The 12,943-nt window shown below is 69.8% G+C and carries 9 protein-coding genes and 2 pseudogenes; 5 read left to right on the forward strand and 6 right to left on the reverse strand.

Annotated features, from left to right (window positions below; translation table 11 throughout):
* Nucleotides 1-307: 307 nt before the first annotated feature.
* From ACFVTC_RS29945 to ACFVTC_RS29955, 3 genes are all read right to left on the reverse strand, one after another.
* On the reverse strand, nucleotides 308-2,041 hold the full coding sequence (locus ACFVTC_RS29945; RefSeq protein ID WP_390131613.1) for a RecQ family ATP-dependent DNA helicase: 1,734 nt from the start codon (nucleotides 2,039-2,041) through the stop codon (nucleotides 308-310).
* A 461-nt stretch (nucleotides 2,042-2,502) separates the two neighbouring features.
* Entirely contained in the window at nucleotides 2,503-4,701 is a 2,199-nt protein-coding gene (locus tag ACFVTC_RS29950; protein WP_390131614.1) for an acyltransferase family protein, read from the reverse strand.
* A gap of 323 nt (nucleotides 4,702-5,024) precedes the next feature.
* On the reverse strand, nucleotides 5,025-5,618 hold the full coding sequence (locus tag ACFVTC_RS29955) for a TetR/AcrR family transcriptional regulator (RefSeq protein ID WP_390131615.1): 594 nt from the start codon (nucleotides 5,616-5,618) through the stop codon (nucleotides 5,025-5,027).
* A gap of 35 nt (nucleotides 5,619-5,653) precedes the next feature.
* Between ACFVTC_RS29955 and ACFVTC_RS29960 the strand changes: the two genes are divergently transcribed.
* Nucleotides 5,654-6,373, forward strand: coding sequence for a hypothetical protein (locus tag ACFVTC_RS29960; protein WP_390131701.1), 720 nt, complete (start codon nucleotides 5,654-5,656; stop codon nucleotides 6,371-6,373).
* 128 nt (nucleotides 6,374-6,501) lie between these two features.
* Complete coding sequence (locus ACFVTC_RS29965; RefSeq protein WP_390131616.1) at nucleotides 6,502-7,629, forward strand: hypothetical protein; 1,128 nt, start codon at nucleotides 6,502-6,504, stop codon at nucleotides 7,627-7,629.
* Between the two features lie 248 nt (nucleotides 7,630-7,877).
* On the opposite strand, the gene ACFVTC_RS29970 is transcribed toward ACFVTC_RS29965, so the two are convergent.
* Nucleotides 7,878-8,480 (reverse strand): DUF4232 domain-containing protein, encoded by a 603-nt coding sequence (locus tag ACFVTC_RS29970; protein WP_390131617.1) that lies wholly within the window; start codon nucleotides 8,478-8,480, stop codon nucleotides 7,878-7,880.
* Between the two features lie 489 nt (nucleotides 8,481-8,969).
* On the opposite strand from ACFVTC_RS29970, the pseudogene ACFVTC_RS29975 reads away from it, so the two are divergent.
* Nucleotides 8,970-9,165, forward strand: a pseudogene (locus ACFVTC_RS29975) (arabinofuranosidase catalytic domain-containing protein); the annotation flags it as partial.
* Nucleotides 9,166-9,220: 55 nt separating this feature from the next.
* Here the strand turns inward: ACFVTC_RS29975 and ACFVTC_RS29980 are convergent.
* Nucleotides 9,221-9,421 (reverse strand): annotated as a pseudogene (locus ACFVTC_RS29980) (arabinofuranosidase catalytic domain-containing protein); the annotation flags it as partial.
* On the opposite strand from ACFVTC_RS29980, the gene ACFVTC_RS29985 reads away from it, so the two are divergent.
* A complete protein-coding gene (locus ACFVTC_RS29985; protein ID WP_390131618.1) occupies nucleotides 9,407-9,568 on the forward strand; it encodes a hypothetical protein in 162 nt (53 codons plus the stop codon). The pseudogene ACFVTC_RS29980 and the gene ACFVTC_RS29985 sit on opposite strands and share 15 nt — an antisense overlap.
* Nucleotides 9,569-9,620: 52 nt before the next feature.
* Here ACFVTC_RS29985 and ACFVTC_RS29990 read toward each other — a convergent pair whose 3' ends face one another.
* A complete protein-coding gene (locus ACFVTC_RS29990) occupies nucleotides 9,621-11,576 on the reverse strand; it encodes a LamG-like jellyroll fold domain-containing protein (protein ID WP_390131619.1) in 1,956 nt (651 codons plus the stop codon).
* A gap of 325 nt (nucleotides 11,577-11,901) precedes the next feature.
* Here ACFVTC_RS29990 and ACFVTC_RS29995 point away from each other — a divergent pair, with 325 nt between their 5' ends.
* A complete protein-coding gene (locus ACFVTC_RS29995; RefSeq protein ID WP_390131620.1) occupies nucleotides 11,902-12,888 on the forward strand; it encodes an NAD(P)H-dependent flavin oxidoreductase in 987 nt (328 codons plus the stop codon).
* The last annotated feature ends 55 nt before the right edge of the window (nucleotides 12,889-12,943 follow it).

Below are 12,943 nucleotides of genomic sequence, written 5' to 3' on the forward strand. Positions count from 1 at the left end.
CTTGGTCGGCGGCGCGTCCTGGGCCCGCTGCTCCCGTCGACCGCGGGGTTCCGACGGTTGATCCAGGCACCGCCGCCGCGAGCACGATCCCAGGGCGGCGGCCGGAAGATGCATCACACGTGTCGAAGACGCCTAAGGGCTGTCCCGTAATCCCCGGTGGATCAGCGCGCGGCGTCAGATGCGGTGCATCGCAAGGCGGAGGGTCGTCCTCATACTGGGCGTATTCGGGCGATCCGACAACGCGGCGAGGTGCCGTAGCTGTCGTCGTGCGCCCGCCGGGGATTACGGGACAGCCCTTAGGTGGACGTCAGTTGCTCGTCGCGGTGGACGACGACACCGGCGTCAGCAGGCCCCGGGCCCGGACGGCGGGCAGCGAGAGCGTGCGATAGCCCACGCTCTCGAACAGGACCGTGATCCTGTTCCCCTCTTCGCTCATCACCTCGCCCTCGCCCCACGTGGTGTGCCCCACCCGCATGCCGGGCGGGAAGGAGCCGTCGGCCGTCACGGGTTCCAGTGGGGCAGGGCCCGTACCGGAAAGTATGTCTCCGGTCCGGGCGGGGGCCTCCTTCAGCTCCCGTGCACGGGTGCATGTGTCGCACCCCGCGCAGTCGCCTTCCGCCAGACTCTCACCGAAGTACCCGAGCATGTGGCGCCGGCGACAACCGTTCGTCTCCGCGTACGCCCGCATCATCTCCACCCGGGAACGCTCCAGGTCGACGCGGGCGGAAGCGATCCGCATCGCCTCGCGGACGCAGACGTCCCGCCGCGCCCCGGGCACGGCCCGAACACCGCCGCGTTTCTCCGTCGTCACGGCTCCGGCCTCCTCCAGCAGGTGCAGCATCGACGTCAGCGGCGTCGGGGACAGCCCGGTGCGCTTGCGCAGACTGGTCGCCGTGACGGGCCCCGGCTGCTCGCGCACCGCGTCGACCAGCCCGCCCAGCACCTCGGGGTCGGGGTGCGCGCCCGTCCGGAACCGCTGCACACCGAGGTCCTCGGGCCGGTACGCGAGGATCGCGGTCGACGGTTCTCCGTCGCGGCCCGCCCTGCCGATCTCCTGGTAGTAGGTGTCGAGGGAACCCGGCACCGACGCGTGCAGCACGAAGCGGATGTTCGGCTTGTCGATGCCCATTCCGAACGCGGAGGTGGCGACGACGACGTCGAGTGCACCGTCCCGGAAGCGGTCGTGCGTCCGGGAGCGCTCAGCCGCCGACAACCCCGCGTGGTAAGCGGCGCTGTCGAATCCGAGCGCCGACAGCTCCTGCGCGTACTCCTCGGCCTCCCGCCGCGTTCCCGCGTAGACGATGCCCGGTTTGGCCTCGGCCGCGGCCCGCTCCACCACCCACCGGCGCTTCCCGGCGTTCTCCTGGTGCCGTACGACCTCCAGTGCGATGTTGCGGCGGTCGAACCCGGCGACCACCTCGTGCACCTCCCGCATGCCGAGCCGCTCCACGATGTCGGCCCGTACAGGAGCCGCCGCGCTGGCGGTGAGGGCGAGGAGCGGCGGCCGGCCGATGCGTTCGCGCACATGACACAGGGACAGGTAGTCGGGCCGGAAGTCGTATCCCCACGAGGACACGCAGTGCGCTTCGTCGACCACCATCAGCGCGGGAGCGGCCGCGGCGATCTGCTCCACCACCTCGTCCTTGGCCAGCTGCTCGGGCGAGACGAACAGAAAGTCCAGGCTGCCTTCGCGCACGCGCTCCCACACGGCCTCGTTGTCCCGCGGGCGCTGCGCGGAGTTGACGGCCGAGGCGTCGGATCCCTTGATGCGGGCGAGATGGGCGACCTGGTCCCGCTGGAGCGCTATCAGGGGCGAGACCACGACGGTGGGGCCGTCCAGCAGCACACCCGGCACCTGGTACACGGCGGACTTGCCCGCACCCGTCGGCATCACCACGATGGTGTCGCGCCCCTCCATCACGGCTGTCATGGCGTCGAGTTGGGGCGGGCGGAGTGCCTCCCAGCCGAACACCTCACGGGCACAGCGGCTCAGTCGTCTCCTCAGTGACCTGGTCTTGAAGTATCCGACCTTGACACGCATGGCACTCCTGACGCCGTTCTCCAGTGGGGTTCGGCGCTCGTGTACCCCCCGAGCGGACGAAAAAAGGTGCGTTCGCCGGGAGTTGTCGATTCGTGTTCTCGCGGTGCGTGAGACGGCGTACCCCGGCGACGCGGCCGGCTGCGACGGGGAGGGTCCTCCGGCGCCGGGGTCGGCCTCGGCGCGGCCTGCGTTCCCAGGACTCGGACGCGGAGCAGAGCGCCAGTGGCAAGTTCGACTCCGGCCGGCTGGAACCCGTTCGCCACCAGTCGGCCGACATCATGGAGTGCCGACCATGTCCCCTCACGAGTCGACCATCGAGCGGGTCCAGGACGCCCGCGCGCACGAGGGTGAGCCGGCCGGGACTCAGCCCTCGCCGGGCTCGCTCTCGAACTCGCCGACGGAGGTGGCGGCGAGAGGTCGCCCTTGTCTGCCATGAGCCTCACTACGGCGAACCCCCTTTGTCAGCGGCCGGCCGCTGGCTCGGTGACCTGGCCGGGGTGCCGGGTCAGGTCGGCGCCGTACAGGGCTGTCATCTCACGGCCGAGAACGGGGGCGAGGGCCTCGGCGTAGGACTCGGTGAGATGGCTGTCGTCCCGGTAGACGAAGGTGTCACCCACCACCACGGGGCAGCCACCGGTGCCGCAGAGCCAGGGGAGCGGGTCGATCACCGAGACCCCGGTGGCCGCCGCCGCGTCGGTGATCTCCCGCTTCTTGCCCGGATCCTTGACGGCGTCCCCGATATCGGACGCGCACCGCTCCAGCTCCCGCGGATGGGTCCCGGCGCAGTCGACCGCGTCCCCCTTCGGCCAGGGGGTGTCCACGATGGCCAGCACCTCGGCGCCGCTCCTCACCAGTTCCCTGTAGGTCCGCTTGAATCCGTCGGTCCACTGCCGACGCGGATCGCCGGACGGTCGGGCCAGGTCGGCCGCGTCCGAGGAGGAGGCGATCACCAGAGCGGGACGCAGGGACCTGATCCTGGCCAGCTGCTTGGTGCGCCACTCGTCGCACGACACGTAGGGCTTCCCCTGGTAGACGGTGGTGACGGCGGAGACCTTGCACGACGACTTGGTCATCGAGACCAGCTTCCAGTGGTGCTCCCTCGCCAGCCGGTCGACCGCCGGGAACCACTGGGCCGCGTGCGAGTCCCCGAAGAGCACGACCACCTTCGACGCGGACCGGTCACCGTAGACACAGGCCGGGGTCGCCGTGCTCAGATAGCCGATGTGGCAGTCGTCCCGATAGAGCTGGGACAACGTCCCCTTGATCCTGGTGAGTCCGGGCGTCAGATTGCTCGGCAGACTGTCGTGGGGTCCTTCCAGCAGCTCGGCCAGCCTCGCCCGTGGATCGGCCGCCCCGGTGAGCGCGCCCCGCAGCTCCGGCGCCGCCACGTCCGAGGCTATGGGCGGCGGGAAAACCGTCGCGACCAGCGCCGCCGCCACGGCGCACGCGGTCAGCGCCGCGCCCAGCCCCAGCGCCCGTACCGGACGGCCGCGGAACACCCGGTGGAACCGCACCGGATTCTCCACAAGGTGCAGCGTGACCCAGGCCGGCAGCAGGGCGATCGCCGCGCAGACCAGCCCGAACGGGGCGGTCGCCGGCCTGTCCAGCGCCGTCGGCAGGATCAGGAGCACTGGCCAGTGCCACAGGTACCAGCCGTACGAGAGACCGCCGACCCACACAGCCGGCCGGAGCGACAGCAGCCTGCCGGCGCCGTACCGCGCGGGTGAACATCCGCCCGCCAGGACCAGTGCCACGCCGAGCACCGGTACGAGAGCGTAGTACCCGGGAAACGGTGTGTCGTCGTCGAACCGGAGCGCCGCGACCAGCAGCGAGACCAGCCCGATCCAGCTCATCGGCCCGGACGCCCACGTCGGCAACCGCTCCAGCCTGCCGGCGACGAGGGCGAGCAGCGCACCGACACCGAGTTCCCAGAAGCGGGTGTGCGAGCCGAAGTAGGCCCAGGAGGCCGAGGTGGCCGTCACCCGCACGTTCAGCGCGAAGGAGATCACGCACAGCATCGCGAACGGCACCGCCACGAGACCGGTCCGGCGCCGCGCGAGCTTCCAGCCGGCCCACAGCAGCAAGGGCCAGACCAGGTAGAACTGCTCCTCGACCGCCAGCGACCAGAAGTGCTGGAAAGGCGACGGCGGGCTGTCCGCGTTGAGGTAGTCGGTACCGGCGTTCGCCAGCCGGAAGTTCACCACGTAGAGGGTGCTGCTGAGCGCGTCCCCCACGTACTCCTCGAAGCGGATCTTCGACAGACAGAGCCAGGCGCCGCAGAGCGTCACGAGCCCGACGATGGTCGACGCGGGCAGCAGCCGCAGCGCCCGGCGGGCGTAGAACCTCCGCACCGAGACGCGGCCGTCCCGCGCCAGCTCGCGCAGGAGCAACGAGGTGATGAGAAAGCCCGATATCACGAAGAAGACGTCGACCCCGATGTAGCCGCCCGCGACATGCCGGACGCCGGCGTGCGCGAGCACCACCAGCGAGACCGCGAGCGCACGCAGGCCCTGGATGTCGAGGCGAAGCGGCGCTGCGGCCGCTGACCGGGCCGGCGTTCCGGTCCCCGATCCGCCCGCCGTTTCGCCGCCGCCCGGGTCGTGCGGTGGGGATGTCGGCGCCTGCGTCGCACTCTCTGCGGGCCAGGCAGCACGAACCACGGGAATCTCCTCTGCGCGATGGCGGATGAGCGCCGAACCGCACGGCGCCGCTGATCAGACCGACCATCAACAGGAAGGGTTGCGGTAAATCGGCCCGCCTCACACGCCCCATCACCTTTCTTCGTCGAAGCCCTACCCGCCGTTCGCGAACCGTTCATCGGATCGCGTCGACGGGAGCCTGGGCACGACGCCTCGCAGGCGCGCGCTGGGGGATGAGACCGGAGGATTCCCCCGGTCGCGCGGGCAGAGGGCAGTCCTCAGGTCACCTCGGCGATGACGAGTGGGTGCTTGTGGCTACTTCATGCCTTCATGCCTTCATGCCCTCATGGGTGTGGAGCAGTGGACTTCGGTACGCTGATCCGGCGTGCGGCCTCGACGACCGCCGAACGGTGCAGGGCGAGACGCTCGGGCGACCAGGACCGGCCGATCTCCCCGGGGTCGACATCCTCGGCGGCCGAGAACCACGCCTGGGCCACGGCCAGGACCATGGTCAGGAGATCGTCCGGCGGCATCTCCGGGGAGAGGCCGCCGCGCTCCTGGGCGTCGGCGACTTCGGCGGTCTTGCGCCGGAAGGCGTCCGCTTCGAGTCCGGTGGTGGCGGGGCGCTCCAGCAGCCTCCACAGTCGCAGGCGCATGAGGTCCGGCCGGGTGACCAGGTGGTCGAAGACCGCTCCGGCGTAACCGGGAAGATCCTCGGCGTCGAACGGCACGGACTCGGCTCCCGCCGCCATCGCCAGGCGCAGCACCTCGTCGAACAACTGCTCCTTGTTACCGAAGTAGACGTAGATCAGCCGCTTGTTCGCTCCCGCCGCTTCGGCGATCCTGTCCACTCGCGCTCCGGCGATGCCATGGGTGGCGAATTCGGTGAAGGCGGCGTCGAGCAGCCGGGCTTTGGTGGCGCTGGAATCCCGTGGCATACGCCGCACCCTAGCAAGTAACTATCTGGTTATAGATATCCACGGGCCGCGGGCCGGAGGTCGACCGCAGCGGCGACTGGGACACGGCCGTCTCCTTCGCGGAGAAGCTGCGTGCTTGCGTCTACGGTGCCCCGCTGCTGGACCGTGCGACGTTCCCCGAGGACCAGCCCCAGTTCGGCGGTCCGCTGGGGATGTCGGTGAAGACCATCAGCGACCGGCTGACCGGGTACGACCTGGCGGTCGCCATCGGGGCTGAGGTTTTCGGCTACTACCCCTACGTGCCCGGCGACAGCCTGCCCCCGGACACGGAACCCCTGCAGATCACCGGCAATCCGGCGGTTGCCGCGGCGGCACGCGTGGATGACAGCCTGCTGGGCATCGCCAGCGGGGGCATCGGCTGGGGCACCCCGGCCGCCGTCGGCGTCGCGCTCGCCGACCGGGAGAGGGGTGCACATCGTCGCCGGTGGCACCCGCGGTCTGGGCAAGGCAACCGCACGCGAACTGGCGGCGGCACGGCCCAGCGCGTGAACACCTGGGGGATGGCAGGGGATGGCAACCGGGAACTCGCGAGCGGCTGTGACGGACCGGGGTCTGAACCGGTCGGGACGGTCGCTGCCGTGCCTGCACCGGTGACACATGGGCGACTTGAGCAGGGGCTCGGCGGCCGTAGTCGGCGACTTCGGTCGAGGACCGCGAACTGGGTCTGGGCGGCCGCGAGGTCGATTCCACCGAGACACCCGGTGTATCCGGAGTGAAGGGTCCGGTGCCGAGGCGGCAGCCGGCGGTCGGGCGGTCGACGGCCCCGAGGATTCGGGCCAGGCCGTACAACTGGGCCGGCCCGTTGATGGTCCAACCGGTCATTAACGGAAGGACATCCATGCCCATGTTGACGTCATTCGCGCGTCGAACCGATTCACAGGTCGCCGCCCTCGCGCTCCTCTCCCTGCTGATGAGTCTGCCCGTCGGGGCCGCACATGCCGCGGGGCCGGAACCACACCCCCCGAAGGACGATCCCGGGTACGTGGTCCACGATCTCAAGGTCACACCCGCGACAGCGAACTACGACCACCGCACGGTCACCGTCACCGGCACGCTGGCGATCGACGACAACAGACCGGGCTCCTATCCGTCGGCGCCCGGACAGACGGTGGATCTGGTCGAATGGGGGGTGTACCGACCCGATGATCCGGACCCTACGGCACCGAAGGTCGACGAGTTCGACCGCCTGGGCACGGTGACCACCGACGCACAGGGACACTTCAGGCTCGCGAACGCCGTGATAGACCAGCGCGTCCCGGACCCGATGTACAAGAACAGTGTCTACACGGTGCACGTGTACGCGATGCGACGGCTGGACCCCGCCGTCTACGGTTCATGGGGCGCCCACGCGGACGTCTCGGTGACGTGCACGGCGAGTCCTACCCGGTTCCGGGGCGACTACAAGGTCGGCCCGAGAACAGGCGGCACCCGCGAAGTCACCGCGGAGGGGTACTGGGAGCGACAGGACGGCCGGACGTGGAAGCCGTTCCAGGGTGGCACGGTGCGGGTGGCCTACCAGCCGGCCGCGCCGGGCTCCACGGCCTCCTTCGAAGGTACGACGGCCACCGGGTCTGACGGGCACTTCTCCCTGACGTTCACGGCGACGGCCGACGGAGAAGTGAGCAGCGAGGTGTACTCGATCCCCGACGCGGACGCGAGTTATGTCGACGCCCCCGAACAAGGCAGCTTCAGCCAGGACATAGACGTCTCGAAGGCGGACCCCACTCCTACGTCCACTCCTTCCACTCCGACCGCCACGCCCACCCCCACCCACCCCGCCACGCCCATGCCCACGCCGAGCATCGCGGGTGCGCCCGGCGCGGGTGCGACCCCCACGCCCGACGACCCGCAAGCGCTGGCCGCGACCGGCACCGGCGACTCGACCCTGCTGATGGGCATCGCCGCCCTCGCCACCGTCGGCGCGGGCACGGGCCTCGTCACAGCCGTTCGCCGCAGGACCCGCCGGAACTAGGCAACTTGGTGCGGCGGTCACGGTCATCGCCGTCGTGCACGCGGTGGCGGTACCGGTGGCAACGGGCTGCAACGGGCTGCAACGGGCTGCAACGGGCTGCAACGGGCGGTGCGGAGCACGGCCGTGGGCCCCGCCTTGAAGTGCGGAGTTCTCCCGCGACCGTTCCCCGAACAGCCCGCGAGCCCGGACCGTTTGATCCGGGCTCGTGGGCGTGTTCGCGGGGACAGGCGCCCCCCACACGCGACGCGTTACTCGTTCACGTCGATGTGCCTGGCCAGTGCGGTGACCTTCAGGTCACCGTGGTCGACCCACTGGGGAAAGGCCAGCGTCTTGTGCTGTGTGGCGGCGGGCGGGGTGATCTGGAGATACGAGGCGTGCACCGCACCGGCGGTGCCGGTGTTGGCGTGGCTCCAGGAGATGACCGCCTCGGCGCTCTCGCCGTCCTTGAGGATGAGGGTCTTCTTCGCGGGGCTGGCGGCGTACCAGGTGTCACCCCAGTGGGTGTGGGAGGCGAGCGTCTTGTGAGCGGAGTTCTCCAGGCCCAGCCCGGGGTAGCCGCGCAGCGCGCACGTCCTGCCGCTGAGGTTGCGGAGATTTATGACCACGCCCTGGTGGTTCATGCCGCCGGCCAGTTTCTGGCCGAAGGTCGCCTTCAGAGCGGAGGCGGAACAGGTGGGCGTGGCCTTGGCGCTGGTCGCACCGGCGGGTGCGGCCTGTGCGACAGCGGTACCCGCGAGCCCCAGCCCGACGGCCGCGGCCCCCGCGAGCACCGCACGGCTGATTCGGCGGTTGCCGCGAGCACCCGACGCCGGACGGACCGCCGACTGGTCCGTGTTCCGGTAAGCGTTCATCACAACGATCACACTCCATTCTGGTCCGGCGGCACGGCCGCCGTGGGCAGCCGTGAGCCGTCTTCTTGCCCTGTACACGTGTCCGATGCGCCGCACGGCGACAAAGTTCGCGGCAGACGCGAAAAACTTCTCGGCACCGGTGCTCGACCGCGAGGCCGGCTGAGCCCGGCCGACACCGGAGGCCACCTGAGGCCGTCACGCCGGCCCGGCAGGACGCGGCGGCCGTCCCCCTGGCAGGACTCTTCGCTCCCCGGCGGCGCGCGGTGCATCACGCGCCGGTGCCTCGAAGCACATGCATTTCCCCAGCACACGTGCCGGGCTGGTCATGCCGACCTCGGACGGAATCGGTCAGGTCCCGGGCCGTCGACTCGGGACCCGCCTCCGCACCGGAGGAGAGCTCGATGTGTCTGTTCCGATCGATCCCGTTGTCGGATCGGGTCCGACGGTGGGCGCTGTCCACAGGCGCCCCCGGCGCGCCCGTCGCCGGGAATGCTCACCCTCGGCACGCAGCCCTCGCGGGCGGCAGGCTCACAGCCCTGTGACCTTTACGTGGCCGGCGGCACCGCCTGCGTCGCCGCCCACAGCACCACCCGCGCCCTGTACTCCGCCTACGACGGGCAGCTCCACCAGGTCGGACGCGCCTCGGACAACACCCACCCGGGGCGTCGCCGTGCTGAGTGCGGGCCCGCGACGCTGGGACGGCCACCGTTGTAGGAGGTCGACAGCCCGCCGGACCGGGCGGTGCCGCCTCGGACGACCCAGCGGCCCGGCTCACCCTTGACGATGGCGGTCAGGAATCGGTGGTCGACCGTCGGGTCGTTCGTGTTGAGATGCGGATGGGCCCCGGAGACGAGGCTGTTCTCCAGGTCGGCCATGAGCCAGGGTCCGTTGCCGGGCTCCGGGCCACAGACCTTGTCGTCGCCGAAGTGGATGGCCTCCATGCGGCCGTTGTGAACTGTCCGGAGAAGTACCCGTGCCACTACGACTTCACCGCGTACATCGCCGGCAATGGCGGGTCGAACGCGTGGGGCGACGCGAACGCATGGGCCGACGACACCAGTTGGCCCGTAGCCACCCCCTGGGCGTAGCGCGGAGAGGCATCCCGTCTCCGGCGTGTGGCCGGAGACGGGAGGAATTGCCCTACTTGGCGGTCAGGAACTCGTCCATACGCAGAGGACGGTTCACGATGCGGATGTCACCGACGTTGCCGTGGAAGACGACGTCGACGGCGCCCGCGTACTCGTGGCCGCCCACGAGCCAGGGCAGCCCGAGCGAAGTGAGGCCGACCGACAGCCGGTTCGGGTTGTCGACGACCGGAGCGCCCTCGACGTACAACTTCGTGAAACGGCCGTCGTTGACCACCGCCAGGTGCCACCACTTGAGTTCGACCATGCCGTGACCCCAGTTGGTCGTCGGGTAGGTGTCGTTCAGGGGGTAGTGGTTGAACTGCGCCTCGCGGCCGTTGTTCGTGATGGCGAACTGCGCCAGCGGCTCGTTCGGGTCGGTGTTCTTGCCGTGCTTGCCGGCCGCTCCGGCGGAACCCCGACGGCTGAGAATCGACGCGTTGCCGTTCTTCCCGGAGTCCCAGTCCAGCGGCAGCATCACGAACGTCTCGATCGTGTACCCGGATGTGAACGTCTCGGAGTTCAGGGGCGCCTTCGGGCCGGTGCTCAGGTACGAGCCGTGGACCGGGTTCCTGCCGCCGACGAACTTCAGGCTGGCGTGCCCGGGTTGGTCGGGGTGGTGGTCGGCGGACCAGGTCAGCGCGTCGGAGGCCGCGCCCGGCACCGTCACCACCGTCAGGTCGTTGCCCTTGCCGGAGAGGTCGTGGATCGTCTGGCCCGCGGAGAGCGAGGTGCCGGGCGCGCCCTGTCCGTCGAAGCGCCAGTACGCCAGCGTGCCCTTCACCAGTTCACGGGCGGCCGGGCGGGCCGGCCGGACCGGGACCGGGATGAAGCCGGCGAACCGCTTCTCGAAGTCGATCGGTATGGAGAAGTTGTCGACCGGACCGGTGATCCGCGCGTGCTCGGCCGCCAGTTCGTTGCGCGACTCCGGGTCCTGAGCCAAGATCCACGGGTTGATCGTCTCGACGTCGATCGTGTTGCGGGCCAGGTCGAAGTGGTACAGCCGGATCATGCCGCCACCGCCGAAGTAGCGGTTCTGGTAGTTCGTGATGTGCATGGCCACGTCGTGGCCGGCGGCGTTCTTCCTGGTCGTACGCCCGGGCGGCCAGTAGTGGCCGTTGAGGGTCAGGAAGATCTGGTCGTTGTCGTTGATCAGCTTGTCCCAGACCGTCTGGCCGTAGCCGGAGAGGACGGCGTTGTCCTCCGGGTCGCCGGACTCGTAAGGGAAAACGTTGTCATCGTACGGCGAAGCGACGATGTCGTGCGACGTGAGGATCACCGGCATCTTCGGGTGGGCCTTGATGACGTCGTTGGCCCACGCGAAGCCCTGGTCGGTGGTCCGCCAGTCCAGGGCCAGCACCAGCCAAGAGCGGCCCGCGGCCTGGAAGATGTGCGCGGTGTTGTAACCGGTCGGGTCCGCTCCGGCGAACGTCTTCGCCCGCTTGAACCGGTGCGGGCCCATGGTCTGCAGGTACGGCGTGTCACCGCGGCTGTCGTCGCCGGTCACGTCGTGGTTGCCGGCCAGCACGCTGTACGCGGCACCGTGCGAGTCCAGCACGGCGAACGCCTTGTCGACCTGCTGGAACGACGACGGATCGGCGTCCTGTGTCAGGTCGCCGAGATGTGCCATGAACACGATGTTGTCGGTGGCGGTTCCGCTGTTGTCGATGATGTAGCGGAACGACTCCTCCTGCGGCGTCCGGTTGACGCTGTCCTGGCTGCCCCAGTACAGGAACTGGGTGTCCGGCATGACCGCAAGGGTGAACTGGAGGGCGGTCTGATCCGGTCTCCACGTGCCGGTCCTGCCGCCGCTCTTGGCGGACTCCGCGGCGAACGCGGGCGTTCCGCCGACCACGGTCCCGCCGACTCCCACGGCTGCCGCTCCCGCACCGGCCAGTGCCGCGGTGCGCAGAAAACCTCGCCGACTCCGCTCGGTCGGCTCTTGTGACGGGTTGTCATCGATATTGGACATAGGAGCTCTTCCCGGGTTGATAGTGCAAACAGCAACGACGCTAGCCAGCAGCGGTCCGAGTCGGGCAGACGTGAGATGACAAACGACGATCAAGCATCTGTCCAGGACTGAAAGCACCCGCCACATCACAACCTGCCGCTGATCTCCGGGCGGGCGGACGGTGAACACAAGGGGTCGAGGCCCGGCCCGCCGCTTCCTCGCCGCACCCGCGGGGCCACGACCGGGGGGCGGGGTACGGCATCGGGTGGCCGAGTACCACGGACGGAGCAGTCGGCCCACCGCGTCGCAGGTGGGCCGGGTTCATGGATTTCGCTAGCGTCGACCCATGTTGCACACGAGATTCACCGAAATGTTCGGTATCGCTCACCCGATGATGTCCGCCCCCATGGGCCTGCACAGTGGCGGGACGCTCGCTGCCGCGGTCTCCGCGGCCGGCGGCCTCGGTTCCTTCGGGGGAACGCACCCCTGGAAAGGGCCCGACTGGATCCGCGCGGAGATCGCGACCATCCGGGCCACGACGGACCGCCCGTTCGGAGTCGGCTTCATCACGCCCTTCCTGCCGTTCACCGAGGCGCACTTCGAGGCCGCACTGGACGAGCGCACGGACGTCATCGCGCTGTCGTTCGCCGACCCCCAGCCGTGGGTTGCTCGCGCCAAGGACGCCGGCGCGCGGGTGATGTGCCAGGTCCAGAACTACGACGACGCGGAGATGGCGGTCGCCGCGGGTGCCGATGTGCTCGTGGCCCAAGGCACGGAGGCCGGTGGCCATACCGGGACGATGGGGCTGCTGCCCTTCCTGGCCGGGTTGGTGAGGCGATATCCCGATGTTCCGGTGCTGGCCGCGGGAGGCATCGGCGACGGTCGGACGCTGGCGGCGGTCCTCACCGCCGGTGCGGACGGCGCTTGGCTGGGCACGGCGTTCCTCGCCACCCCCGAAGCGGTTGAGGTGCACGATCTCCACAAGCGGCTGATCGTCGAGAGCGATGGCAGCGACACCGTGTGGACGCGGGCCTACGACATCGTGTCGGATCTGCCGTGGCCGGAGACCATCGGCCAACGCGTCCGCCATAATCGGTTCACCGACGAGTGGGCAGAGTGCGAGGCGACGCTGCGGAGCCGCAAGAGCGAATTCGCACCTCCGGAGGACGTCAACCCCCTCGAGGGCACGCCGGACCCGGACACCAGCGCGATGCTCTACGGGCAGTCGGCGGCCTTCGTCGACGCCGTCCGTCCCGCTGCCGAGGTGGTCCGGGGGATCTGTGACGAGGCCGAGGCGATCCTGGCCTCGCGGCCCCGCGCGCTGCTGAATTGACCGGTAGGCAGCGAAGCAGCCGCTTTGGCGCACGGCGCGGCCCCGGCGATCGTTC

Origin of the sequence: Streptomyces sp. NPDC057950, assembly GCF_042887295.1 — a bacterium.
In the GTDB taxonomy this organism is placed as follows: Bacteria; Actinomycetota; Actinomycetes; order Streptomycetales; family Streptomycetaceae; genus Streptomyces; species Streptomyces kaempferi.

What these genes read in the sequence shown, in the direction of transcription:
- ACFVTC_RS29945 (WP_390131613.1), bottom strand. Translation starts at nt 2,041, where the DNA reads ATGCGTGTCAAGGTCGGATACTTCAAGACCAGGTCACTGAGGAGACGA.
- ACFVTC_RS29970 (WP_390131617.1), bottom strand. Translation starts at nt 8,480, where the DNA reads ATGAACGCTTACCGGAACACGGACCAGTCGGCGGTCCGTCCGGCGTCG.
- ACFVTC_RS29995 (WP_390131620.1), top strand. Translation starts at nt 11,902, where the DNA reads ATGTTGCACACGAGATTCACCGAAATGTTCGGTATCGCTCACCCGATG.
- ACFVTC_RS29990 (WP_390131619.1), bottom strand. Translation starts at nt 11,576, where the DNA reads ATGTCCAATATCGATGACAACCCGTCACAAGAGCCGACCGAGCGGAGT.
- ACFVTC_RS29955 (WP_390131615.1), bottom strand. Translation starts at nt 5,618, where the DNA reads ATGCCACGGGATTCCAGCGCCACCAAAGCCCGGCTGCTCGACGCCGCC.
- ACFVTC_RS29965 (WP_390131616.1), top strand. Translation starts at nt 6,502, where the DNA reads ATGTTGACGTCATTCGCGCGTCGAACCGATTCACAGGTCGCCGCCCTC.